This window comes from Paenarthrobacter aurescens (assembly GCF_025421775.1).
In the GTDB taxonomy this organism is placed as follows: Bacteria; Actinomycetota; Actinomycetes; order Actinomycetales; family Micrococcaceae; genus Arthrobacter; species Arthrobacter aurescens_B.
Map to the genome: position 1 here is coordinate 184,984 of NZ_JAOEFX010000001.1, position 24,982 is coordinate 209,965.

Consider the following 24,982-nt stretch of genomic DNA (forward strand, 5'->3'; position numbering starts at 1 on the left):
CTTACACCAAGCCCATGGGTTTGGTGGGGTAAGGTATTGGTATGCGTGCGATCCTTCTGCTTAGCTAGCCGCTCGGCTTTCAATAGCCGTGCGGCCGCCCCTCCATTGTTGAGGGGCTTTTGTGTGTCCGGGGGTATCCGGGACCGCAGCAGGAGGCAAAACCGCCATCGAAGAACAGAAGAGGGCAGCAGTGAGCGTTCAGCCGGAGACAGAGACCGGAACAGCACAAGCAGCCGCAGCCGAAGCGCCCGAAGAGGGCGTCTACAGCTTCGCTGCGATGGAAGCCAAGTGGCCGCAGGTCTGGGAAGACCTTAAAGTCTTCACGCCCGCCGACGACGGTTCGCGGGAGCGCCGCTACGTGCTGGACATGTTCCCCTACCCGTCAGGCGACCTTCACATGGGACACGCCGAGGCCTTCGCCATGGGCGATGTCGTGGCACGCTACCTGCGCCAGAAGGGCTTCGATGTCCTGCACCCCATCGGTTGGGACTCTTTCGGGCTGCCGGCCGAGAACGCTGCCATCAAGCGCAACGCCCACCCCAGCGAGTGGACCTACGCGAACATCGACACCCAGGCGGCGTCCTTCAAGCGCTACGCAATCTCTGCCGACTGGTCGCGCCGCCTCCACACCTCTGACCCCGAGTACTACCGGTGGACCCAGTGGTTGTTCAAGCGCTTCTACGAGCGTGGCCTGGCATACCGCAAGGACTCGCCCGTCAACTGGTGCCCCAAGGACCTCACCGTGCTGGCCAACGAGCAGGTCGTCAATGGCGCTTGTGAGCGCTGCGGCACGCCTGTCACCAAGAAGTCACTGAACCAGTGGTACTTCAAGATCACGGACTACGCCGACCGTCTGCTTGAAGACATGGACCAGTTGCAGGGTCACTGGCCCGAGCGCGTCCTCGCCATGCAACGCAACTGGATCGGCCGCTCCGAAGGTGCCCACGTGCGTTTCGTCATCGAAGCCACCGAGGACCGCGCCGAACGCGAAGTCACCGTATTCACCACCCGTCCGGACACCCTCTACGGCGCAACGTTCTTCGTTGTCGCAGCAGATGCACATTTGGCGCTGGACCTGGTCACGCCGGGACAGCATGACGAACTCATGGCCTACCGTGAGAAGGTCAAGGCCCTGTCCGAAATCGAGCGGCAGTCCACCGAACGCGAGAAGACCGGCGTCTTCACCGGCCGTTACGCCATCAACCCGCTCAACGGCGAAAAGCTCCCCGTGTGGGCTGCTGACTACGTGCTGGCCGACTACGGCACGGGAGCCATCATGGCCGTGCCCGCGCATGACCAGCGCGACCTCGACTTCGCCAAGGCATTCGGCCTGCCCGTCCGGGCGGTATTGGAAACCGGTGCCGAGGACCCTGCAGAGACGGGCGTAGCCACTGCCGGCGAAGGCACTCTCAAGAACTCCGGCGAGCTGGACGGGCTGTCCAAGTCCGAAGGAATTCCGGCCGCCATTGACATTCTTGAGAAGCTCGGAACCGGCGAGAAGTTCGTGAACTTCCGGCTGCGCGACTGGCTCTTGAGCCGCCAGCGCTTCTGGGGCACACCCATCCCGATCATCCACTGCGGTGAATGCGGCGAGGTGCCAGTCCCCGATGACCAGTTGCCCGTCAGGCTGCCCGACAACCTGCGCGGTGAGGCTTTGTCTCCGAAGGGGACCTCTCCGCTGGCCGCCGCCGTCGAATGGGTCAACGTTGAGTGCCCCAACTGTGGCCGTGCAGCCCAGCGCGACACGGACACCATGGACACCTTCGTGGATTCCTCCTGGTACTTCCTGCGCTTCGTCTCGCCCGAGTACACCGAAGGCCCGTTCGATCCCGAAAAGATCAACAACTGGATGCCGGTGGGTCAGTACGTTGGCGGCGTTGAACACGCCATCCTGCACCTGCTCTACGCACGCTTCTTCACCAAGGTCATCAAGGACATTGGCCTGATCGAAGCCAATGAGCCGTTCTCCGCGCTGCTCAACCAAGGCCAGGTGCTCAACGGCGGCAAGGCCATGAGTAAATCCCTGGGCAACGGTGTGGACCTCGGCGAGCAGCTGGACAAGTTTGGCGTCGACGCCGTCCGTCTCACCATGGTCTTCGCCTCCCCGCCGGAGGACGACGTCGACTGGGCGGATGTTTCGCCGTCGGGTTCGGCCAAGTTCCTGGCCCGTGCTTGGCGGCTCGGCCAGGACGTCAGCAGCGAGCCGGGTGTAGACCCGGCTACCGGTGACCGCGCACTGCGCACCGTGACCCACAAGACCATCGCCGACGCCGCTGACCTCCTTGACAACAACAAGTTCAACGTCGTGGTCGCCCGACTGATGGAACTGGTCAACGCCACCCGTAAGACCATCGATTCGGGTGCAGGTGCCGCAGATCCGGCTGTACGGGAAGCGGTGGAGGCCGTTGCGGTCATCCTGAGCCTGTTCGCTCCCTACACCGCGGAAGACCTCTGGAACACTTTGGGTCACCCCGCGTCAGTGGCCAACGCTGGCTGGCCGAAGCACGACGAAGCGCTGCTGGTGCAGGACACCGTCACTGCCGTGGTGCAGGTCCAGGGCAAGGTTCGCGATCGCCTGGAAGTCTCTCCGGACGTCACGGAAGACGAGTTGCGCGAACTCGCCATGGCCTCGGAAAACGTCCAGCGTGCACTGGACGGCCGCGGCATCCGCACCGTGATCGTACGGGCACCTAAACTGGTGAACATCGTCCCTGCCTAGCAGGGATTGTGCGGCCGCCGGCACTGTGCCGGCGGCCAGCCATCATCTTTGGAGGTTGCGTGCCTGAGCGAGAACCACCCGCATGGATATGGCTCAAGGAAAGAGTGGCGCGCCTCAGGCAACCCACTGCCCCGGTTACATCCGTTGTCGAGCCGCTGGCCGCCGTCGTCAAAACAGCAGTCGTCACCGATTCGGCAGCTGCACTGCCGCCTGACTGGGTGTCGGCCTTTACCGCCGACGGACGACTTGCGGTTGTCCCCATGCCCGTCATGGTCGGAAACGAAATCTACGGCGAGGGCGAAGACGACATCACCCAAACGTTGTCGCTGGCTCTTGCTTCGGGTGCTTCGGTGAAAACGTCCCGCCCATCGCCCGGGCAGTTTGAACAGGCGTACCTCGCTGCCCAGCGCCACGGCTTCGAATCCGTGGTCTCCATTCACATCTCTTCCGAGCTCTCCGGAACGGCTGATGCCGCAAGGCTTGCCGCTGCCCGCGTCAGCATCCCGGTTGAGGTCGTCGACTCGCGCACGGTCGGTATGGCACAGGGCATGGGAGTCCAAAGCGCTGTTGTGGCCGCCGCCGACGGGCAGGAGGCGGCAGAAGTTCGCGGCTTCGCCGAGAGGCGTATGGAGCGCACCAAGGTCTACTTTTACGTGCCCAGCCTGGAGCAGCTAAGACGCGGTGGACGCATCGGTGCGGCAGCGTCGTTGTTGGGTACAGTCCTCGCCATCAAGCCCATCCTGGCGGTCGACGGCGGCAAAATCGTTCCGCTGGAGAAGGTCCGTTCCGCTGTGCGTGCCGTGGCCCGCTTGGAGGAGATCGTTGCAGCGGATGTAGCCTCCCGCCCAGCTGGCCAGCAACGCTTGGCAGTCCATCATTTCGGAAACCAGATCGAAGCAGAAGCCTTGGCAGCCCGCCTGAACGAAAAGTGTCCGGACTGTCCGGCGCCCCAGATCAGCGCACTACCGGCTGTCCTGGCTGCTCATGCGGGTTTGGGTGTCCTTGCAGTCATCGTGGGGGAGAGCAGCACACCCACAGGCTGACTCCGGGGTTGTCTTTTCCACATAGCGAACTTCATTCCGTCGTGGCAGCAGCGGCGGCCATAGGCTCGTTGTATGCCACGCCGGAGCCAGGATGCGTCCCCAGATGCCGCAGCGCAGGCAGCCAGGCAGCGCTTTGCCGCCCGAATGGCAGTGGACACCCGGACCGCGCCGCTGTTGCAGTTGCCAACCGAAGACCCGCCCGCCCCGGCTGGCGACGAAGTACTCGGCGCGCACGTTCGGAGTGCCCGGCTTCGGTGGCGGACCCCCTGGCGGGTAGCGGTACTCCTGGCTGTCGTAGCGGCAGCTCTCATTGCGTGGCAGTTGTGGCAGTCTTCACTGGGGCAGCCAACATCAGAACCATTGGATTCGTCGACGTCGGTTGGTCCGGGAGCGCCGGATCCGTCAGAATCGCCGGACCCAGTGGGGGAGGAGCCTCAAGGGTCGCTGCTTGTCCATGTGGCGGGGGCTGTAGAGAAGCCCGGCGTCGTTTCCTTGCCGCTGGGGAGTCGCGTCTTTCAAGCCATAGATGCCGCCGGGGGTGCAGCCACCAACGCTGAACTCAGTGGGCTGAACCTTGCGGAGGTGCTCAACGACGGGGTCAAAATCGTCGTTCCGGTCGTGGGAGAGGCGCCGCAGCCTGCTCCGTCTGCGCTTGCCGGCGGTGGCGCTGGTACCGGCAACTCGAGTGGCGGTGCAACGAAGGTCAATCTCAACACAGCCTCTCTGGAAGACTTGGGGACTTTGCCCCGGGTGGGGCCCGTAACTGCCCAGCGAATTCTCGACTGGAGGAAAGATCACGGACCTTTCGCATCGGTGGACGAACTGGATGCCATTGACGGGATAGGGCCCAAGCTCATGGAGTCCCTCAAGGACCTTGTGACGGTGCAGGGTGGCTGAATCCCTGGGCGGTCCGGAAGCGGGAAAGCGCATTGACCTGCGGCTTGTTCCTGTTGTGATGGTGACGTGGTCCGTCGCGCTGGCTGGCGGCTTCATAGGTGCAGCCTGGTCGGTAGCTTTGGCGGGTGCACTGACCGTGATGGGCGGAGTGTTCCTGGTGTTGGGGCGCCGCCAAAGGCCGTCCGGAGTACGGGCCAGAACTCTGTTCGCGACCCTCGCTCTTGCCTGCGTTCTGGGGGCCGCTGTTGCGGTGCACTGCGGGGTTTCGGCCGACCATCGTGAGAATGGGCCACTAGCCCCGGCGGTGGCCGCCGATGATGGGGTTGTGATCCATGTACTCATCACTGGCAGCCCCGCAGCGGTGCGTTCACCAGGGCATTCGAGTGACGACAGGTGGATGGTGGATGCGAGCCTGATTGATCTCAGGTCCGAGGGAAGCGTGGTGCGCGGATCTGCCGACATCGTCATCACAGGCGGCGACGGATGGCAGAACGTGCGGCCAGGGCAAAGGATCAGGACAACCGGTACGCTCAAACAGGCGAGGGACGGGCAATCGGAAGCTGTCCTTCTGAACGCGTCCTCCGGTCCCGTCGTTACGGGTTCCGGGTTCGATGTCCGACAAACCGCGGCCGACGTGCGAAAAGGGTTTGTAGCCGCTGCACAGTGGCTCCCTGAGGATCCGGCCGGGTTGCTTCCGGGGATGGTGACAGGCGACACCAGTGCGCTGCCGGAAAGCCTGGAAGCCGCAATGAAGACCACGGGCATGACGCATTTAACTGCCGTTTCGGGAGCCAACTGCAGCCTGGTCTTGGGTGGCTTCATTCTGTTGGCGCGTTGCTTCCGGCTGGTACGCCCGGCCGCCGGGGCATTCGCTGCCTGCGGTCTGTTGTCGTTCGTCGTGATGGTTGGGCCGGATCCGAGTGTCTTGCGGGCTGCGGTCATGGGGGCTGTGGGATTGGCTGCCCTGACAGGCGGATTGCGGGGCCGGTCCTTGACTTTCCTCTGCCTCGCCACGACGATTCTGCTGTTGCTGGACCCGGCCATGGCGGCCAACGTGGGGTTTCTCTTGTCGGTTCTGGCTACGCTCGGAATTGTACTGCTTGCCACCCGTATTGCGTCGTGGATTCCGTTATGGGTACCACGGTGGTTGGCCGCCGGAATTGCGGTGCCTTTGTCGGCGCAGTTGTTGTGCGGCCCGGTGATTGTGGCACTACAGCCTCAGTTCACGCCGTATGCCCTGATCGCCAACGTGGCGGCGGGTCCTTTGGTGGCGCCGGTGACTATTGTTGGGACGATTGCTGCGCCGCTGGCCACGGTCCTGCCCTGGCTGGCGGTGGTGCCGATCGCCGTTGCGGGGGCCTGCGCGGGGATGGTTGCGGGGCTGGCACGGTTCTTCGCCGCTTTGCCTGGAGCTGCTTTGCCCTGGGCTGAGGGGCCGATCGGAATAATGGCCATGGTGCTCTCATCGATCGTGACCATGCTGGTCGTCTGGATGTCGCTGCACCCTGCAGATGTGAAGCGGCTGGTCATGGGCCTGCACGGTGTTGTGATCGTGCTCCTGGAGCGCGGTGCAAGGCGCAGGCATGGCAGACTTGAAGCCTGCAAAGTAACATCCGGAAGGAACCATCTGTGGCTGCTGCCCAAAACACCCGGGCCAAGAGTGCCGCGGCGAACACCGTCAGTTGGCGGGAAGCGGCGCCCGCCGCCGTAGTCCTCATCATGGGCCCGGAAGAATACCTTGGGATCCGCGCAATGGATGGCATCCGCACCCAGGTGCGGGCCACTACTCCGGATGTCGAGCTCAGCCGCCTGAATGCAGGCTCCTACGAGTCCGGTTCCCTGGCCATGACCGTCACGCCGTCCCTTTTCGGCGAGGGCAAGCTCATCGAGGTCGAGGGCCTCGAGGCAATGAATGATGCTTTCCTGGCCGACGGATTGGCCTACCTCCAGCATCCGGACCAGGACGTTGTCCTTGTCCTGCGTCATGCCGGGGGAGTCCGTGGCAAGAAGCTGCTCGACGCCGTGAAGTCCGCGGGATGGCCAGTGATCGACTGCCAGCCGCTGAAGAAGGACTCAGACAAGACCGCGTTCGTTGTCTCCGAATTCAGGGCCGGAGGTCGCCGAATTGAGGGCGAAGCTGTCCAGGCACTAGTGAACGCCGTGGGCGCCAATCTCTCCGAACTTGCAGCAGCGTGCAACCAACTGATTGCCGACGCCACTACCGCCGTGACGGCGGAGACGGTGGAACGCTATTACGGTGGCCGGGTGGAAGCTACGGCATTCAAGGTGGCCGATGCTGCGATGGCCGGCAATGGGCCAGTGGCGCTGTCCACCCTGAGGCACGCGCTGGCCACCGGCGTCGATCCTGTTCCCCTGGTTGCGGCGCTGGCGGCCAAGCTGCGCACCCTGGCCAAAGTTGCCGGAGCCAACGGTTCTCCGGCGACCATCGCCAAGAACCTGGGAATGCAGCCGTGGCTTGTAGAGCAGGCGCAGCGTGACGTCCGCCGCTGGACGCCCGAAGGCCTGATCCGTTCCATCCAGGTCATCGCGGAAGCGGATGCCCAGGTGAAGGGTGAGTCGCGTGACCCCGTTTACGCCGTGGAGCATGCGGTGACTGTGATTGCCATGTCAGCCAGTCGACGCTGAAGCCAGCGCGCGGCGGCATCGCCGGTTAAACCCAAAGGCCGGCACCCAAAGGGTGCCGGCCTTTTGATCAGCTCAGTCGAACTGGAAAAACCTTAGAGTGCGTTGACCTTCTTGGAGATCGCCGACTTGCGGTTTGCAGCGTTGTTCTTGTGAATAACGCCCTTGCTGACAGCCTTGTCCAGCTTGCGGCTGGCAGCAACAAGTGCAGTTCCAGCAGCATCCTTGTCAGCAGACTCAACGGCGGTGGCGACGGCGCGGATGGCCGTCTTCAGCTCGGACTTGACTGCGTTGTTACGCAGGCGAGCCTTCTCGTTGGTGAGGATGCGCTTCTTCTGGGACTTGATATTAGCCACGTATGAACTCTCTTTTTAATGCGGAAATGGTCTAGAGGGTTTTCAGGTTGGCCATCGACTGAGCGGCGTGGGGATGCCTATGGCAGCCAACCATGAGTGGCCGTCGACCTGCACGGACACACAGCTATAAAGGATAGCAGAAAGTCAGGGCTCACGCCGAACCGGTACTCAGTGGCGCTATTGCCGCGCTTGGAGGGCCCGGGCTACCTCCTGGAACCGCGACTTTCCAAGGACGGCGCCTTCGCGCCGGATCGTGCCGGGATCAAGCCGGATGACGCGCCCGACATTGATTTCGCTGGGCCTGCCTTGCCGATCCCACGAGCCGGTTCCTATGTCAACGTAGTCGTCCGCCCGGGCGCCATTGTCGTGCTCCTTGGAAGTCAGCATGAGGCCCAAAAGCCATTCGCGGTCCCGACCAACCAAAAGCACCGGCCGGTCCTTGCCTTGAGTGTGGTCCTCTTCGTAGGGGACCCAGCTCCAGACAATTTCGCCGGGGTCCGGTTGGCCATCGGGCTTAGGGGAGTAGCTGACCTTAAATGAACCGCGATAGTCGCCTGGGTAGGAGCCTGGCTGATGTACGACGTCGGATCGCCGGGTCTGCGTCTTTCGGGCACCTCCGGGGGTGGTTGCCTTGGGGCCATTGCCTCCAAGCGACTTGAGGGACCGCAGGATGAGATTGCCCAAGGGGCGCAAGTCGAAAGCCATGTGACCACGCTACAGCCGTGTGCGGCTGAAGCCCCGGCAGGCAATGTACGGCGAAGCGCCGGTTCATGGGAGACTAGAGGATCAGATGCGCGGCGGGTTCCGGCTGGCCTATGCCCAGTTCCGGGAATTGCCGTGTGAGTGTCGACAGTAAGGATCCTGCGTGTCTCCCATGGCCCGCACCGCACCGGTGCCCGCCGCAACAGATCCGGCCATCATCCGGAACTTCTGCATCATTGCCCACATTGACCACGGTAAGTCCACCTTGGCCGACCGCATGCTGCAGTACACCGGCGTCGTTAAGCAACGCGACATGAAGGCCCAGTATCTGGACCGCATGGATATCGAACGTGAGCGCGGCATCACCATCAAGTCCCAGGCTGTCCGTATGCCGTGGGAACTCGATGGCAACAGCTATGCGCTGAACATGATCGATACTCCCGGCCACGTCGACTTCACCTATGAGGTTTCCCGCTCGCTTGCCGCCTGTGAAGGCGCAGTCCTGTTGGTGGATGCGGCCCAGGGTATTGAGGCCCAGACGCTCGCCAACTTGTACCTGGCGATGGAAAACAACCTCACCATCATTCCTGTGCTGAACAAGATCGATCTTCCGGCCGCCCAGCCCGAGAAGTACGCAGCGGAGCTTGCCAACTTGATTGGCGGCGATCCCGATGACGTCCTCAAGGTTTCCGGCAAGACCGGCGTAGGCGTGGAGGCGCTGCTGGACAAAATTGTCCGCGACCTTCCCGCGCCCGTTGGTGATCCCGATGCCCCGGCCCGCGCCATGATTTTCGACTCTGTCTACGACACCTACCGCGGCGTGGTCACCTACGTCCGTGTGGTGGACGGCATGCTCCACCCGCGCGAACGCATCCAGATGATGTCCACCAGGGCAACACACGAGCTCCTTGAGATTGGTGTCAGTTCCCCGGAGCCCACGCCATCCAAGGGCCTGGGCGTCGGCGAGGTGGGATACCTGATCACCGGCGTTAAGGATGTACGCCAGTCCAAGGTTGGCGATACTGTCACCAACCTGGCCAAGCCGGCATCGGAGTCACTCAGCGGCTACGCAGACGCCAAGCCGATGGTCTTCTCCGGTCTCTACCCCCTGGACGGCACGGATTACCCGGTCCTGCGCGATGCTCTTGAAAAGCTGATGCTCAACGACGCTGCGTTGGTTTACGAACCCGAGACGTCTGCAGCACTCGGCTTCGGCTTCCGCGTTGGCTTCCTTGGTTTGCTTCACCTCGAGATCACGCGTGAGCGCTTGGAGCGTGAGTACAACCTCGACCTCATCTCCACCGCTCCCAACGTGGAGTATGAGGTGACCCTTGAGGACAAGAAGGTCATCCACGTCACCAACCCCAGCGAGTACCCCACAGGCAAAATCTCCGAAGTCCGTGAGCCAATGGTTTCTGCAACCATCCTCGCGCCGAACGAGTTTGTTGGGTCCATCATGGAACTCTGCCAAAGCCGCCGCGGCCAGATGCGCGGCATGGACTACTTGTCCGAGGACCGCGTAGAGCTCCGCTACTGGATCCCGCTGGCCGAGATCGTCTTCGACTTCTTCGACCTCTTGAAGTCCAAGACGCGTGGCTACGCCTCGCTGGACTGGAAGGCCGACGGCGAACAGGTCGCCGACCTCGTCAAGGTCGACATCCTGCTGCAGGGTGAGCAAGTGGACGCTTTCAGCGCCATCACGCACCGGGATAAGGCCTACGCCTACGGTGTGATGATGACCGGGAAGCTCCGCGAGCTGATTCCGAGGCAGCAGTTCGAGGTGCCCATCCAGGCTGCCATCGGGTCCCGCATTATTGCCCGTGAAAGCATCCGGGCCATTCGCAAGGACGTTCTTGCCAAGTGCTACGGCGGTGACATCACCCGTAAGCGCAAGCTGCTGGAGAAGCAGAAGGAAGGCAAGAAGCGCATGAAGATGGTGGGTCGCGTCGAGGTGCCCCAGGAAGCATTCATTGCAGCCCTGACCACTGACGAGTCCAAGGACAAGGCCAAGAAGTAGATGCCCAGCGTCCTACCTTTGGGCGATCCGGCACCTGCGGACGGCATACTGCCTCCGCAGGTGTTGGCCGGCGTCGAGCACCGCAAGTTCGGGCTCTACGTGCACATCCCTTTTTGCGCCGTTCGTTGCGGCTACTGTGACTTCAACACCTATACAGCCACCGAGCTGGGTGGCGGTGCTTCCCAGGATGCCTACGCCACCACGGCAGAGTCCGAGCTCGACTTTGCGGCTGCGGCCCTTGACGCCTCGGGGCTGCCTCAACGGCGCATGGGCACAGTCTTCTTCGGTGGCGGCACTCCGACGCTCCTGCCTGCGGAAGACTTGGCACGGATCCTGCGTGCCGCCGTCGGGCACTGGGGGCTTGAGCCCGGTGCTGAAGTAACCACTGAAGCCAATCCCGATTCCGTGACGCCCGAGTCCCTGAGGGTCCTGGCCGATGCCGGCTTCACGAGGGTCTCGTTCGGCATGCAGTCAGCTGTGCCGCATGTCCTGAAGGTGCTGGACCGGACGCACAGTCCCAGTCGCGTTCCACTCGTTGTGCAATGGGCGCGGGAAGCCGGGCTCGCTGTGAGCCTGGACCTTATCTACGGTACGCCGGGGGAGTCCATGGAGGACTGGCAGGTTTCCCTGGAAACAGCCCTGTCCTACGAGCCGGACCACATCAGCGCCTACGCGTTGATAGTGGAAGACGGCACCAAACTTGCTGCCCAAATCAGGCGTGGAGAAGTGCCAGGGATCGACGACGACGACCACGCCGCAAAGTACGAACTGGCCGACAGAATGATCTCCGAAGCAGGCTTGAGCTGGTACGAGGTCAGTAACTGGTCCAAAACTCCGGAGCAAGCGTGCCGGCATAATCTGGCGTACTGGCGCGGCGATGACTGGTGGGGCATTGGTCCCGGAGCGCACTCCCACATGGGTGGCGTGCGTTGGTGGAACGTCAAACACCCAACAGCCTATGCGTCACGTTTGGCGGCCGGCAGCTCTCCCGCGGCAGGCAGGGAAACCCTCGATGCCGAGACACGGGAAGTCGAGCGCATCATGCTCGAAGCGCGGCTGGGATCAGGGTTGTCCGTTGATGCCTTGGACGCGATTGGGCGGCATGCGATGGCCGGGCTGATCGCTGATGAGCTGGTTGATCCGGTGCAGGCTTTCAAGGGACGCCTGATACTTACGCTGAAGGGCCGGCTACTGGCTGACGCCGTCGTGCGAAGGATCCTGCCCGACTAGCCGCCGGCGGCCGGCGCCGAAGAGGCTACTTGATCCAGCGAAGATTGAGCTTGTAGCGGTGCGGTTGGCCATGGTTGACCCGGATTCCGGCCGAGACGGAAAAGCACGTCAAGGCTACCCAGATGCCGGTGGCAATCACCGCGAAGATGTTGCCCACTACTGGCAGCAGCACCAGGATGTTTGCCAGGACAGCGGCGATGGTTGGCGGCAGGGTGAAGTTCAGGGCTTCTTTGGATTCCTGTGCCGTGAACGGTCCACGGTCCCGGAAGATCAAGTAGATCAGCAGCGACGGCAGGCATCCCAGGATGCCGCCAAAATGAGCAAGCGTAGCCCATTGCCGGTCCTCGCTGGCTGTCAGCGGGAGTGCGTTGGCAGGCGCGCCATGGTACTGGGGCTGGCCTGCGGCGCTGCCCGGTTCTTCAGGAGCGTTATCTGCCACGGTGTCTTCCCTTTGCTGTAAAGATGCTGCGGTGTTGCTGTCCCAGAATACCGGCCTTGACGGACTTCCCGGGACCAACGCCCCGATGACATGTCAGTTGCTGCCGCCCGCACCTGCCTGGTTTCAGGGAACCGTGAGGAAATCAATGACTTCTTCCACCCGGCCAAGCAACGATGCCTCAAGATCGGCATAGCTGCGCACCGCCCCAAGGAGTCGTTGCCAGCCCAGTCCTATATCCTCGGCCGTTTCGTGAGGCCATCCGAAGGCACTGAGGATCCCGGTCTTCCAGTCAACGCCGCGGGGCACGGTGGGCCACGCTTCGATGCCCAGGACCTTTGGCCTGATGGCCTGCCAGACGTCAACGTAGGGGTGGCCAACGATCAAGACGTTACCTGCTGCCCCGGGGACAGTCATGGCCTCGGCCGCTATGCGTGACTCCTTGGACCCGGCGACAAGATGATCAACCAGGATGCCAAGACGGCGCCCCGGGCCGGGGTTAAAGGCGGCGATAGCAGACTTGAGGTCATCGACGCCGTGCAGTGGCTCCACGACGATGCCCTCGACGCGAAGGTCGTCTCCCCACACCTTTTCGACCAGTTCGGCGTCGTGTTTTCCTTCCACCCAGATGCGGCTGGCCTTGGCGATTTGGGCGCGATGTCCATGGACCTTTACTGAGCCGGAGGCTGTCCGTCCGGTCGGTACCGACGAAACGGGTTGGCGGGGCGCAGGAGGCATCAACCGGATGGGCTGCCCCTCAAGCAGGAAGCCGAACCCGAGTTGGAACGACTTGGTTTTGCCCCGCCTGTCCTCCAGGGACACGATGTGCATGCCGCCGGTTTTTTCAACACGGGTGACTTCGCCCACCCAGCCCGACTGGACATCTTCCAGGACCATTCCACGCTGGACGGCTACCTCGGGAAGTTGCCGTTTGGCAGGAGCGGACAGATCCTGCGGGCCCCAATTGTTGAAAGCCAAGGAATGCCTACCTTTTGTGATGGGTTGAAACGGGCAGTTTCAATGCTAGCAACGGGGTGGCTCATACTAGACTGGTTAGCACTTGGGCATGTTGAGTGCTAAGCGCGGTGATACGAACGGGATCCCGCGGTGACCGGTCGCAGGGACCACGGCAGTCGTCAGGAGGTGGAGCGATGAGTGAGCCACGCAAGTTGGAAGTTCTGCGTGCCATCGTTGAAGATTACGTGCATTCCCGGGAGCCTGTTGGGTCCAAGGCCCTCGTTGAGCGTCACCATCTGGGTGTCTCGAGCGCCACCATCAGGAACGACATGGCTGTCCTGGAAGAGGAGGGCCTCATTGCAGCGCCCCACACCAGTGCAGGCCGTATTCCCACGGACAAGGGCTACCGGCTGTTCGTCGATCGCATTTCCCAGGTCAAGCCGCTCTCGGCCGCAGAGCGGAGGGCGATCCACTCGCTGCTGGAGGGGCCGGACGACGTCGATGACATCCTGGAGCGTACTGTGCGGCTCCTGTCGCAACTGACCAACCAGGTAGCCGTCGTGCAGTATCCGCAATCGAACCGTGCCTTGGTTCGCCATGTGGAGTTCGTCCTGCTGGCGCCCAAACAGGTCCTCGTCGTTCTGATAGCTGACACGGGGAGCGTAGGGCAGAAGGTCATCGATGCCGGTACGGACGTGGGTAACGAGGCTTTGATGCTTCTACGGTCCCGCTTCCTCGGGAGCATCGCTGGAACCCAGCTGGCCCTCTTGCCCCAAGTGCTCCCGTCGGTGGTTGCCCTATGTCCTCCCGAGCTTCGTGGCCTGGCCCAAACTTTGGCCCACGGACTGCAGGCCTTGAGCGACACCAGCCGAGAGGAACGCATTCTCATGGCCGGCACGGCCAACCTCGCCCGGTCCAACGTGGACTTCCCGTTGAGTATCGGACCCGTGCTGGAAGCCCTTGAGGAACAAGTTGTCATGCTCCGGTTGTTGTCTGACATGGGGGACGACCCCCGAGGCGTCACCGTGAGTATCGGCCGTGAGAACCCCTACGACGGCCTGGCCGAAGCCTCGGTGGTGGCCACCGGCTACGGCTCAGGTGCCAAGGTGGGGATCCTCGGACCCACACGAATGGACTATCCCACCACCATGGCAGCAGTTCGTGCCGTGGCCCGTTACCTTTCACGCATTCTCGGCGGCTGAACGCCGGCCCGAAGAAATATCCGCAGTACAACAAGGAAGAGATACCGACTTTGAGCAGCCACTATGACGTTTTGGGAGTCTCGCCGGAAGCCACCGGGGAAGAGATCAAAAAGGCGTACCGCAAGTTGGCGCGGAAACTCCACCCGGACGTGAACCCCGGTGAAGATGTCGCGGAGCAGTTCAAGGCCGTGACCCATGCTTACGAGGTGCTGTCCGACCCCCAGAAGCGCCGCGTCTACGATGCAACGGGCAATGAGAACGGAACCGACAACGGGTTCGGCGGCGGGTACTCCGGTCAAGGCTTTGCCTTCCAGGACATCTTCGACACCTTCTTTGGTGGTGGCGGCCATGGCGGACCGGCGTCCCGTGTCCGTCGCGGCCAGGACGCACTCATCAGTGTCCGCATTGACCTCAAGGACGCCGTGTTCGGCGTCAACAAGAAGCTCGAAGTAGATACCGCCGTCGTCTGTCCGACGTGTGACGGCAGTTGCTGCCGCCCGGGCACCCATCCGGAACGCTGTGACATCTGTGGCGGCAGCGGCCAGGTCCAGCGCGCCGTTCGATCCATCCTTGGCCAGGTCATGACCACCGCCCCTTGCGGTTCCTGTGAAGGATTTGGCTCCGTCATCAAGGATCCTTGCAACGAATGCAACGGCCAGGGCCGCATCCGTAGCCGCCGTTCCCTCACCATCAAGGTACCGGCCGGTGTTGCCACCGGTACGCGGATCCAGTTGTCGGGACAGGGTGAAGCGGGGCCCGCAGGTGGTCCAGCGGGTGACCTTTACGTGGAAATCCGCGTCAACAACGACTCCATGTTCATGCGCGAAGGCGACGACCTCCACGCCACACTGAGCGTGCCCATGACGGCCGCTGCACTGGGCACTGAGTTGCAGCTGGAAACGTTCGATGGAGCACAGGACATTGATGTGAAGGCCGGCACACAGTCGGGCGAGATCATCACCCTGCGTGGACTGGGCGTTACCCACCTGCGCGGCTACGGGCGCGGCGACCTTAAAGTGCACCTTCATGTGGAGACGCCCACCAAGCTTGACCCTGCCCAGGAAGAGCTGTTGCAGCAGTTGGCCAAACTTCGCGGGGAACAGTTCACCGAGGGGAAGCTTGTGGCCAGTGGCGGCATGTTCGCGAAGCTCCGGGACAAGCTCGGTAACCTGTAGCGGTGAGCAATCCCGTTTTCTTCACGCCGGCAGGCACCCTCGGGCATGTGAACCCCGGTTCGACATTCGTGCTTGAGGGGCCTGAGGCCCGGCATGCGGTCACGGTCAAGCGCTTGGCTGTGGGAGAGTCCGTCGATATTGCAGACGGTTCGGGCTCGCGGCTGACGGGGACGGTGGCCGAGGCCGCACCCACCGCGTTGACCGTTACTGCCTCCGAGGTTGTCTTCGAGGAGCAACCGGGCATCCGCTTGGTCCTGGTACAGGCCCTCGCGAAAGGCGATCGCGACGAACTCGCCATTGAGACTGCTACGGAACTTGGGGTAGATGCCGTCATTCCCTGGCAGTCGGAACGCTCGATTGTGCGCTGGAAGGCTGATCGCGCCGCAAAAGCGCATGCGAAGTGGCAGTCTGTGGTCACGGCGGCTGCCAAGCAGGCACGGAGGGCGTGGATCCCCGAGGTGCGGTCCATTCTGGACACCGGGAGTCTGGCGAAGGCGGTCGCTGCCGCTGACCTGGCCATTATTTTGCATGAAGATGCCAAGAAGCCCTTGAGGACAGTCCTCGAGGAGTTCGTGGCCTTAGGGGCAGCGGACGCCGGAACGCCCCAGGAAGTCCTTTTGATCGTCGGACCGGAGGGCGGAATTTCGCCACGTGAAGTAACGCGGCTCAGTGACGCCGGGGCCGTTACGGCACTGTTGGGTCATCATGTCCTGCGGTCCTCGACGGCGGGACCTGCCGCCGTCGTGCTGGCGAGCGACATCCTGGGCCGCTGGTAGCAGGCAAATCCTGCGCTAGCCGACCCTGAAAAGCCGGGTGTCGGTACTCGTCGCGATGGTGTTGCCGGCTTCATCAACTTGGGAAACCCGCACCTCATACTGCCCGGCCTTCAGCGTCACACCGAAAGTGAAGAGGCCATACTGTCCGGGCTCACCTGTGGCCTTCGTTTGGCCTGTGAGGATGCTGGTCCTCTCGCCTTTGCCGTTGTCCTGGAGGATCTGCCAGTCGATGGGCTTGGAGCTATCGGTGCTCCGTCCATTGAACTTCACCAGTCCTGTGGGCATGGAAGTGTCTTCCTGGGGATCGATGATCCACAGCGGTGCAACCATTGATGCGTCGCGGGCCATGGGCTGGCCCAACTGCACTTGCCCGAAGGCCATATAGTCCTTGTGGCCGTCAACCAGGATGACCACCTGAATCTGCTGTCCCGAGTTGATGAGGCCCGAAGACGACGCAGCTGCGGTAGCGGTGTACACCAACTGTTGGACGGCTCGTTGCGCCATACCTGCGTCGAGGTTCGAATTGAACGCATCGCGGGAAATATCGACCGTGATCACGTTCTTGCCGGAAACGGACGTTGCCAGGCTGGATGGTTCCTGCCACGGTGTGAAGAAGTCATGGTCGAGCGGTTTTTCGGCCATCATGATCCGCAGTGCGGTGGTGACAGGGTTACCGTCGCCGGACATGTCCCTGAACTCGCGGTAGAGGTAGACCTCTTCATTGCTGCGTCCGATCCAGTAGACCGGAATCTTCGTGGATGCCTGGGTTGTTTCCAAGGGCGCGTTGCTGGCCGGAGCCTCCTGGACAGTTAAGGAGGGCGCACTGGGCGTGGCTTGGGTGCCACCGCCATTGGCAATGCAGCCTGTCAGCAAGAGGACAGCAAGCATCGCCGGCGCAGCGATGGCGGACCTTGTCCGCTTTCGCGCGCCCGCCTGTTTGCTGGCTGGATTCTTGATGGGGCTTTCCTGTCATACCGTGCAGTGTTGATGCCGCTGTCGCGGCCGGGCAGAGGGTTTCGTTTCCGCCCGCTATGCCAGCTTGGCACATCGCCGACGGCGGTCGTGCGGGATTCAGTGGACCGGCATCAACTGAAACATGATTGATACCCGCTTGATGCCGAGTTGAGACAAAGTGTCGGTGATCAACATGACGTCCCCAATGGCGGCGCAAGTTGAGGTTCATCGCGGGCCAGGCTGGCGTAGGATTGGAGACATTCCGGCATCAACACGGGCGCTGAAAGCGGCCGCGAATGTCGAATAGATGGCGTTAATACGACCAACCGGAGGAGAACAGGCCTGACGGCCAGCACTATGAGTGAATCTTTGAACGGGCGGCTCAGGACCGGAAACGGCAACCAGCCGCCCAACGAGTTCCCGCACACCTTACCGGGCACGCGCACGGAAGTTGTCACTTTCGATAACTCCGACCAGATGGTTCACTCGCTGGGCAGCCACGATGAAGCCCTGCGGTACATCGAGGAGCAGTTCCAGGACGTCAATTTCCATGTCCGCGGCAATGAGCTCTCCATGACCGGGCCCTCCACCGTGATTCCCCGCATTATGCGCCTTCTGGAAGAAGTCCGTGGGCTCGTTGCGAAAGGGACCGTGGTGACGCCGGACATCCTTCAGCAGCTCGTGTCACTGTTGAGGACACAGTCTGTGCAGAGTCCTGCGGACGTCCTGACCCACAACATACTGTCCAGCCGGGGCAAGACCATCCGACCCAAGACGCTGAACCAGAAGAACTATGTGGACGCCATTGATGCGAACACTGTGATTTTCGGCATCGGTCCCGCAGGAACGGGAAAAACGTACTTGGCAATGGCCAAGGCCGTCCAGGCGCTCCAGATGAAGGAGGTCAGCCGGATCATCCTGACGCGTCCCGCCGTGGAAGCGGGGGAGAGGCTGGGCTTCCTTCCCGGCACATTGAGCGACAAGATCGATCCCTACCTTCGCCCGCTCTACGATGCTTTGCACGACATGATGGATCCGGAGTCCATTCCGAGGCTGATGGCGGCCGGCACCATCGAGGTCGCCCCTTTGGCCTATATGCGCGGTCGCACCTTGAACGATGCCTTCATCATTCTTGATGAAGCGCAGAACACGACGCCGGAACAGATGAAGATGTTCCTGACCCGCTTGGGCTTCGGCTCAAAAATGGTGGTCACCGGCGACGTCACGCAGATCGACCTGCCTCTCGGCGCCACGTCGGGGTTGCGGATCGTGCGCGAAATCCTCACAGGTATTGATGATGTCAATTTCTCCATTCTTGACGCGGCTGACGTCGTGAGGCATCGGCTCGTGGCCGACATCGTCTCCGCCTACAGTACGTGGGATGACGCTCATCGCACCGATACCGCAGGCACACATTACAAACGTGGAGAACGTAAATGAGCATTGAAGTAAACAACGAGTCCGGTGTGGCGGTAGACGAAGCCCAACTAGTGACGTTGTCACGCTTCATTTTTGAAAGGCTTTATATCCACCCCCAGGCGGAGCTCTCAATTCTCCTGGTGGATGAACCCGCCATGGAGAAGCTCCACATCGAACTAATGGACGAGCCCGGGGCTACTGATGTCCTGTCCGTGCCGATGGACGAGCTGACGCCGGGCACTCCGGACAAGCCCACGCCGCAGGGCATGCTGGGGGATATCGCCATCTGCCCCCAGGTGGCCGAAGTCCAGGCACGCAACGCTGGACACCCAACACAGGACGAAATGCTGCTCCTGACAACGCACGGGATCCTCCACCTGCTGGGGTTCGACCATGCAGAGCCTGAGGAAAAAGAGGAGATGTTCGGTTTGCAGCGGGAACTGCTGTCTGAATTCCTGGGCAAGGATGCCCCCATGGAGACCATGCAGTGACCTGGATCATCCTGGTCGGCATGGCGCTGGTTTTCCTCAGTTTCGTTGCTTTGCTGACTGCAGCTGAGGCTGCCTTTAACTTCCTGCCCCGGCATGAGGCCGAACAATCGATTGTCCGGAGCAAGGGCAAGGCCCTGGGGGGCATCCTCAAGGCGCCCATTGCCCACATGCGCGCCTTGCGGTTCTGGCGCGTGTGGTTCGAAATGGCTGCCGCGGTGGCTGTGGCAGTGGTCCTTCACAGTTTGTTGGACAATGTGTGGCTCGCTGGCCTTGCCGCTACCGGCATTATGGCCGTGATTGGATTCGTGCTGGTCGGCGTTTCACCCAGGCAGTTGGGAAGGGCCCATTCCGGACCGGTAGTACGTTTCACCGCCCCGCTGATCAGGTTCCTTTGCTGGATTCTTGGCCCCATCCCTGGGTGGCTCGTGGCCCTTGGCCAGGCAGTGGCACCCGGTGCCCCGAGCGGTGACGACGCTTTCGTGAGTGAGGAAGAGTTCCGCGAATTCGTGGATCGCGCCGCGGAATCGGACATGATCGAGGACAACGAAGCCGAACTCATCCATTCGGTCTTCGACTTCGGCGACACTTTGGTGCGGTCAGTCATGGTTCCACGCACGGATATTGTCAGCATCGGTACTGGCTCGGACCTGGAGACGGCCATGGGCCTGTTCCTGCGTTCGGGGTATTCACGGATTCCGGTCATTGGCGAAAATACGGATCAGATCCGCGGCATTCTCTACCTGAAGGATGTAGCGGCGGCCATGTATCGCGGTGAGCCCGGGTTGCAGGCCCATGATGTTGACTCTTTGGCGAGGGACGTCCGCTATGTCCCCGAATCCAAGCTCGTGAGTGACCTCCTCAGGGAGCTGCAGCAGGAGTCCACGCATGTCGCGATCGTCATTGATGAGTACGGCGGAACCGCCGGGCTTGTGACGCTTGAGGACCTCATTGAGGAAATCGTGGGGGAAATTGTCGATGAATATGATGCCGCTGCGGAAGAAGCGGTTGACCTCGGCGATGGTACCTTCCGGGTAAGTGCCCGCATGAGCATCGATGATCTGGGCGAGTTGTTCGACATCGACCTCGAGGACGATGAAGTCGACACTGTAGGCGGCCTGCTCGCCAAAGCCCTCGGCCAGGTTCCGATTGTCGGAAGCTCGGTTGAAGTGAATGGGATATCGCTCAGGGCGGATAGGCTGGAGGGTCGCCGAAACCGGGTCAGCCACATCATTGCGGCAGCCATGCCAAAGGAAGACACTGACTTTGAAGACCTTCTCGAAGACGCCGACTCAACGCAACAGGGAGTTCCACGTGAGCAAGCAAAATAAGAAATTCGATGCCGATGACGATTTCGGCGGCTTCCACGCAGGATTCTCCGTGCTGGTCGGCCGGCCGAACGCAGGCAAGTCCACGCTGACCAACGCCCTGGTCGGCCAAAAGGTGGCCATCACGTCGGCCAAACCGCAAACCACGCGGCACACCATCCGCGGCATTGTTCACCGGGAAGACGCCCAGTTGATCCTGGTGGATACCCCGGGTCTTCACAGGCCGCGCACCTTGCTGGGTAAGCGCCTGAACGAGCTGGTTGCCGACACCCTTGCTGAAGTTGACGCCATCGGTTTCTGCCTGCCGGCCAATGAGAAGATCGGCCCAGGCGATAAGTACATCGCGGCACAGTTGGCGGCAGTGGGACGCAAGCCGATCGTGGCACTGGTCACCAAGACCGATCTCGTGGATCGTCAGGCGTTGACTGAGCAGTTGCTCGCTGTTGCAGCTTTGGGTCGTGAGGTCCTTGGAGAGCAGGGCTGGGCGGACATCGTCCCCGTGTCCGCGGCCGACGGTTTCCAGGTTTCAACTGTTGCGGATGTCCTGATCAGCCACATGCCGTCATCGCCACCGCTTTATCCTGACGGCGAGCTGACGGACGAGCCCGAGGCTGTGATGATTGCGGAGCTTATCCGCGAGGCCGCCCTTGAAGGTGTACGCGACGAACTTCCCCACTCATTGGCAGTTGTGGTCGAAGAAATTGTCCCTCGTGAAGGTCGTACGGAGGACAACCCGCTTTTGGACGTTCGGGTCAATCTGTATGTCGAACGCCCCTCGCAGAAGGCCATTATTATCGGCAAGGGCGGAAGCCGGCTGCGTGAAGTTGGTACCAATGCACGCAAGGGCATCGAAACCTTGCTTGGCACCCGGATTTACCTGGACCTGCATGTCAAGGTCGCCAAGGACTGGCAGCGGGATCCCAAGCAATTGGTCAAACTCGGGTTCTAGCTGAGTCACTGGATCCGGCGTGGTTTTGGCACGATAAGGAACTTCTCAGAATCGGCAACTATGATTGCGGGGATCCAGCTGTTTGAGGAAAGGTAAACCCAATAGTGCGACGTCGTGACGCCCGGCCCCAGGGCACCGGCACCGCAGGCTCCGTTGCGGCACGCCATGGGGAGGTTGCCGACGGCACCCCTCGCCACATGAAGGCGCCCAAGGGGCTCCCGCTCTGGCTGAAGATTGTTACTGGCGTGTTGTCCGTGACCTTGGTTGCCGGTGTGGCCTTTGCGGCCTTCTGGTTCATTCGGCTGCAGAACAATATCACCAAGGCACCATTGAGTGCCGGAGAAAGTCGGGATAGCGGTGAAGCATTGGCCAACGACAAGTCGGACCGCCTGCAGATCCTTATTCTTGGTTCTGACACCCGTGATGGGAAGAACTCCGAGTACGGCAGCACCGAGGACTCCACGGGCTATGGTCACTCCGACGTCATGATGTTGCTGGACATTTCGGCGGACAACAAGCGCGTCAGCGTCATGAGCTTCCCTCGGGACTTGTTGGTGGATGTACCGCAGTGCACCGACCGTACCAACAACCAGACGTTTCCCGCCCGCAGCAGCGTGATGATCAACGAGGCCATGGCGGAAGCCGGGATCGGCTGCGCGGTAGACACCATCAATAAGCTTACGGGTCTGGAGATCGACCATTTCATGATGGCGGACTTCAACGCGGTCAAGGAGTTATCCAAAGCGATAGGCGGCGTCAATGTGTGCGTCAGTGATCCCGTCTTTGATCCTGATTCCCGCCTTCGACTGCCCAAAGGTGACTCACTTGTTGAAGGCGAGCAAGCACTTGCCTTCCTGCGGACAAGGCACGCATTCGGCGACGGTGGAGACCTTGGCCGTATCAAGGGCCAGCAGGCGTTCCTCTCTTCGCTGACGCGAAAGCTCAAGGACGAGGGTACGTTGGGAAACCCTCAGAGGTTGCTCCAGATTGCGGATGTCGTCACACAGAACCTCACTGTTGATGAGGGACTGGCGTCCGTACCGTCGTTGTTGACCATCGGTGGGCGGCTGAAGGACATTGATGTCTCCAAGGTCGCGTTCGTCGCGGTGCCCACGCAGGCGGCTGCCATTGATCCCAACAGGCTGGAGCTCATCGAGCCGCAGGCGTCCCAACTCTTCGCGGCCTTGCGCGCCGACCTTGATCTGACCAACCCCGGCGCGACGTCCACACCATCGTCGACCGAGAGTCCTGCGCCCCAGCCCACGGCCACAACCCCAGCCGTGCCGGCCTATAACAAAGCCATCCAGCCGGTTGCCGTGGCAAATGGCAGTGGGATTGCCACCAGGGCCCAGGAGATCATGGCTGTGCTGACGGGCAACGGCTTTACGCAGGCCGTTTCATATCTGGCGAACCCCGTGGACCAGACAGTGCTCTACTACGGCGCTGGCTTTGCGGATGTGGCGGCTGACGTGGCCACGCTGTACGGAATCCCGGCTGCCCAGGTGCAAGAGGCGCCAGGAGTTGCGGGAGTCCAGCTTTACATTGGTACGGACTTCGGGACGGGTACTGCCTATGGGGCAGCGTCGGTTCCATCGGACGTGGTGAACCAAACAGCCAGCGACGCCGTTTGCCAGCAGGTCAATCCGCTGTACATCGATCAATAACCGATCCCACAAGTCAATGGAGCATGAAAGAGGCCGGGCCAAGTGGCCCGGCCTCTTTCATACCTGTCCTACCAGATGCTCACGCGGTCTCCGGACTCCATCCACATCCCATCGTTCGGACCGACCTCGAATGCTTCATGGAAGGCATCGAGGTTCCGGGCAATGGCATTGGTGCGGAACTCGTTGGGGGAATGCGGATCCGTGGCCAACCGGCGGATGGCTTCCTCGGTACGGATCACCTGACGCCAGCCTGCTGCCCACGACATGAAGAAGCGTTGCTGCCCGGTGAAACCATCGATCACCTCGGGCTCGGCTCCGCCGAGGCTGAGGAGGTAGGCCTTGTAGGCAATAGTGAGGCCTCCGAGGTCGCCAATGTTTTCGCCCAAGGTCAGTTTGCCATTGACCTTATGATCCGGTGCAGCATACGGGGAGAGAGCATCGTACTGGGCCACCAACTTGGCCGTGAGTATTTCGAACGAGGCACGGTCTTCTTCTGTCCACCAGTTCCGCAGCGCGCCGCTGCCATCAAACTGGGATCCCTGGTCATCGAAGCCGTGACCGATCTCGTGTCCGATCACAGCACCGATTCCTCCATAGTTCACGGCGTCATCCGCATCAGCGTTGAAGAAGGGCGGCTGAAGGATAGCGGCGGGAAAGACGATCTCGTTCAACATCGGATGGTAGTAGGCGTTGACCGTCTGCGGTGTCATGAGCCATTTGGTGAGGTCAACGGGCTTCCCGATCTCGTCCAAATGACGGTCAACATCAGCGTCGTGGGCACGTTCCACATTGCCCAAGAGGTCCGTTGGATCGATTTCCACGGCGGAGTAGTCAATCCACTTCTCGGGGAAACCGATCTTCGGGCGGAACGCTTCCAGCTTCTTGAGCGCTTCCTTCTTGGTTTCCTCGCCCATCCACTCAAGGGAGGAGATGCTGTCACGGTAAGCCTCAATCAGGTTGGCGACGAGGGTCTCCATCCTGGCTTTGTGACCAGCGGGGAAATGACGTTCCACATAGATTTGGCCCACAGCTTCGCCAAGCGCAGCTTCGACGACGGCAACGCCGCGCTTCCAGCGCTCCTTGTTTTGCGGTGTGCCGCTCAGCTTGGTGCCGTAGAAGTCGAAGTTGGTGTTCACGAACTCGGATGACAGGTATGGGGCAGCTGAACTGAGGACCCTGAGAGTCAGCCACTCCTTCCAGGTGTCAAGAGGCTCGGATTCCAGCAGGCCCGCCGCTCCTGCAAAGAAATCCGGAGTGCTGACCACGATCTCATTCCGCTTGGCTGCGTCAACCCGCGCGGCGTCGAACCAGGTGCCCAAGAGCGGGAAAAGCGTCTCTGCTTCATCTGCGGTCTTGAGGTTGTAGGTCTTCTGGGGATCGCGCAACGTGACGTTGTCCCAGTGGTGCGATGCCAAAGCGGTTTCGAGTGCGACGACACGGGTTGAGGCGGCTTGGGCATCGGGGATGCCCGCGAGTTCGAAAAGCCTGGCAATGTAATCGCCGTATGACACCACTATCGGGGCAAACTTCCCGTCCCGGTAATAGGACTCATCGGGCAGTCCCAGGCCTCCTTGTCCGATGTACAGGAGGATCCGTTCGGGGTTGCCGGCATCCGGAGCCGGGTAGATGGAGAAGAGCCCCGAGACATCGGACCGGAACAAGCGGCCGATCAGCGCGGCCAACTCATGAGCCGAACCCACCGCCCGAACCTCGTCCAGACGACCGCGCACGGGATCGAGCCCTTTTTCCTCCGCTGCCGCCTCGTCCATGAAACTCGCGTAAAGGCCGCCAACCTGCTGTTCGACGCCGGTCGCTGACTCTCCCTTTCCGGCAGCTTCCTCAATAATCGCCTTGACGGCCAATTCGGCGCCATCCCGCAGTGCGGTGAAAGTGCCTTCCAGTGGCCGGTCGTTGGGGATTGTTGTGCTGTTGAGCCACGCGCCGTTGACGTGTTGGTAGAGGTCGTCCTGGGGCCGGACGCTGTGATCGATGTTGGAAAGAGTGATCCCCGACTGTGGCACTGTGGC

The 24,982-nt window shown here is 61.6% G+C and carries 21 protein-coding genes; 15 read left to right on the top strand and 6 right to left on the bottom strand.

What is annotated here, in order from left to right:
* Nucleotides 1-190 precede the first annotated feature (190 nt).
* From leuS to holA, 5 genes are all read left to right on the top strand, one after another.
* A complete protein-coding gene (gene leuS, locus N7568_RS00925) occupies nt 191-2,719 on the top strand; it encodes a leucine--tRNA ligase (protein WP_261608045.1) in 2,529 nt (842 codons plus the stop codon).
* A 59-nt stretch (nt 2,720-2,778) separates the two neighbouring features.
* Nucleotides 2,779-3,762: a DegV family protein gene (locus tag N7568_RS00930; protein WP_261608046.1), complete on the top strand. Its 984-nt coding sequence runs from the start codon at nt 2,779-2,781 to the stop codon at nt 3,760-3,762.
* 72 nt (nt 3,763-3,834) lie between these two features.
* The gene (locus tag N7568_RS00935) at nt 3,835-4,659 is read left to right on the top strand and encodes a helix-hairpin-helix domain-containing protein (RefSeq protein ID WP_261608047.1); all 825 of its coding nucleotides are present in this window, start codon (nt 3,835-3,837) and stop codon (nt 4,657-4,659) included.
* Entirely contained in the window at nt 4,652-6,370 is a 1,719-nt protein-coding gene (locus N7568_RS00940; protein WP_261608048.1) for a ComEC/Rec2 family competence protein, read from the top strand. Before N7568_RS00935 ends, N7568_RS00940 begins: the two co-directional genes overlap by 8 nt.
* Entirely contained in the window at nt 6,289-7,305 is a 1,017-nt protein-coding gene (gene holA, locus N7568_RS00945; RefSeq protein ID WP_261608049.1) for a DNA polymerase III subunit delta, read from the top strand. The genes N7568_RS00940 and holA overlap by 82 nt, the downstream gene beginning before the upstream one ends.
* Before the next feature lie 92 nt (nt 7,306-7,397).
* Here holA and rpsT read toward each other — a convergent pair whose 3' ends face one another.
* Nucleotides 7,398-7,658, bottom strand: coding sequence for a 30S ribosomal protein S20 (rpsT, locus tag N7568_RS00950; RefSeq protein WP_231342946.1), 261 nt, complete (start codon nt 7,656-7,658; stop codon nt 7,398-7,400).
* Between the two features lie 177 nt (nt 7,659-7,835).
* Nucleotides 7,836-8,363 carry a type II toxin-antitoxin system PemK/MazF family toxin gene (locus N7568_RS00955; RefSeq protein WP_261608050.1) on the bottom strand — a complete coding sequence of 176 codons (528 nt, stop codon included), beginning with the start codon at nt 8,361-8,363 and terminating at the stop codon, nt 7,836-7,838.
* Between the two features lie 160 nt (nt 8,364-8,523).
* On the opposite strand from N7568_RS00955, the gene lepA reads away from it, so the two are divergent.
* Complete coding sequence (gene lepA, locus N7568_RS00960) at nt 8,524-10,377, top strand: translation elongation factor 4 (RefSeq protein ID WP_231342943.1); 1,854 nt, start codon at nt 8,524-8,526, stop codon at nt 10,375-10,377.
* On the top strand, nt 10,378-11,607 hold the full coding sequence (gene hemW, locus N7568_RS00965) for a radical SAM family heme chaperone HemW (protein WP_261608051.1): 1,230 nt from the start codon (nt 10,378-10,380) through the stop codon (nt 11,605-11,607).
* Between the two features lie 25 nt (nt 11,608-11,632).
* Here the strand turns inward: hemW and N7568_RS00970 are convergent, their stop codons facing one another.
* Together N7568_RS00970 and N7568_RS00975 are read right to left on the bottom strand one after the other, a co-directional pair.
* Entirely contained in the window at nt 11,633-12,046 is a 414-nt protein-coding gene (locus N7568_RS00970) for a DUF4870 domain-containing protein (protein ID WP_261608052.1), read from the bottom strand.
* 123 nt (nt 12,047-12,169) lie between these two features.
* The gene (locus tag N7568_RS00975) at nt 12,170-13,021 is read right to left on the bottom strand and encodes a DUF3097 domain-containing protein (protein ID WP_261608053.1); all 852 of its coding nucleotides are present in this window, start codon (nt 13,019-13,021) and stop codon (nt 12,170-12,172) included.
* A gap of 173 nt (nt 13,022-13,194) precedes the next feature.
* Here N7568_RS00975 and hrcA point away from each other — a divergent pair, with 173 nt between their 5' ends.
* Genes hrcA through N7568_RS00990 form a run of 3 tightly spaced genes read left to right on the top strand, consistent with a single transcriptional unit; the run spans nt 13,195 to nt 16,153 of the window.
* A complete protein-coding gene (gene hrcA / locus N7568_RS00980) occupies nt 13,195-14,202 on the top strand; it encodes a heat-inducible transcriptional repressor HrcA (RefSeq protein WP_261608054.1) in 1,008 nt (335 codons plus the stop codon).
* 50 nt (nt 14,203-14,252) lie between these two features.
* Nucleotides 14,253-15,377 (top strand): molecular chaperone DnaJ, encoded by a 1,125-nt coding sequence (gene dnaJ / locus N7568_RS00985; RefSeq protein ID WP_261608055.1) that lies wholly within the window; start codon nt 14,253-14,255, stop codon nt 15,375-15,377.
* A gap of 2 nt (nt 15,378-15,379) precedes the next feature.
* Nucleotides 15,380-16,153 (top strand): 16S rRNA (uracil(1498)-N(3))-methyltransferase, encoded by a 774-nt coding sequence (locus N7568_RS00990; protein ID WP_261608056.1) that lies wholly within the window; start codon nt 15,380-15,382, stop codon nt 16,151-16,153.
* 15 nt (nt 16,154-16,168) lie between these two features.
* Here N7568_RS00990 and N7568_RS00995 read toward each other — a convergent pair whose 3' ends face one another.
* The gene (locus tag N7568_RS00995; RefSeq protein ID WP_261608057.1) at nt 16,169-17,041 is read right to left on the bottom strand and encodes a GerMN domain-containing protein; all 873 of its coding nucleotides are present in this window, start codon (nt 17,039-17,041) and stop codon (nt 16,169-16,171) included.
* 423 nt (nt 17,042-17,464) lie between these two features.
* On the opposite strand from N7568_RS00995, the gene N7568_RS01000 reads away from it, so the two are divergent.
* From N7568_RS01000 to N7568_RS01020, 5 genes are all read left to right on the top strand, one after another.
* Entirely contained in the window at nt 17,465-18,547 is a 1,083-nt protein-coding gene (locus tag N7568_RS01000; RefSeq protein WP_261608058.1) for a PhoH family protein, read from the top strand.
* Entirely contained in the window at nt 18,544-19,017 is a 474-nt protein-coding gene (gene ybeY, locus N7568_RS01005; RefSeq protein ID WP_089595199.1) for an rRNA maturation RNase YbeY, read from the top strand. The genes N7568_RS01000 and ybeY overlap by 4 nt, the downstream gene beginning before the upstream one ends.
* Nucleotides 19,014-20,345: a hemolysin family protein gene (locus N7568_RS01010; protein WP_261608059.1), complete on the top strand. Its 1,332-nt coding sequence runs from the start codon at nt 19,014-19,016 to the stop codon at nt 20,343-20,345. The genes ybeY and N7568_RS01010 overlap by 4 nt, the downstream gene beginning before the upstream one ends.
* Nucleotides 20,329-21,291, top strand: coding sequence for a GTPase Era (gene era, locus N7568_RS01015; protein ID WP_261608060.1), 963 nt, complete (start codon nt 20,329-20,331; stop codon nt 21,289-21,291). The genes N7568_RS01010 and era overlap by 17 nt, the downstream gene beginning before the upstream one ends.
* Before the next feature lie 104 nt (nt 21,292-21,395).
* A complete protein-coding gene (locus N7568_RS01020) occupies nt 21,396-22,955 on the top strand; it encodes an LCP family protein (protein ID WP_261608061.1) in 1,560 nt (519 codons plus the stop codon).
* Between the two features lie 68 nt (nt 22,956-23,023).
* Here N7568_RS01020 and N7568_RS01025 read toward each other — a convergent pair whose 3' ends face one another.
* The gene (locus N7568_RS01025) at nt 23,024-24,976 is read right to left on the bottom strand and encodes a M13 family metallopeptidase (RefSeq protein ID WP_261608062.1); all 1,953 of its coding nucleotides are present in this window, start codon (nt 24,974-24,976) and stop codon (nt 23,024-23,026) included.
* Nucleotides 24,977-24,982: the final 6 nt, after the last annotated feature.

Excerpts from the sequence above, each read along its gene's own strand:
- hemW (WP_261608051.1), top strand. The coding sequence starts at position 10,378 with ATGCCCAGCGTCCTACCTTTGGGCGATCCGGCACCTGCGGACGGCATA.
- N7568_RS01000 (WP_261608058.1), top strand. The coding sequence starts at position 17,465 with ATGAGTGAATCTTTGAACGGGCGGCTCAGGACCGGAAACGGCAACCAG.
- N7568_RS00995 (WP_261608057.1), bottom strand. The coding sequence starts at position 17,041 with ATGCTTGCTGTCCTCTTGCTGACAGGCTGCATTGCCAATGGCGGTGGC.
- N7568_RS00935 (WP_261608047.1), top strand. The coding sequence starts at position 3,835 with ATGCCACGCCGGAGCCAGGATGCGTCCCCAGATGCCGCAGCGCAGGCA.
- N7568_RS00955 (WP_261608050.1), bottom strand. The coding sequence starts at position 8,363 with ATGGCTTTCGACTTGCGCCCCTTGGGCAATCTCATCCTGCGGTCCCTC.
- hrcA (WP_261608054.1), top strand. The coding sequence starts at position 13,195 with ATGAGTGAGCCACGCAAGTTGGAAGTTCTGCGTGCCATCGTTGAAGAT.
- ybeY (WP_089595199.1), top strand. The coding sequence starts at position 18,544 with ATGAGCATTGAAGTAAACAACGAGTCCGGTGTGGCGGTAGACGAAGCC.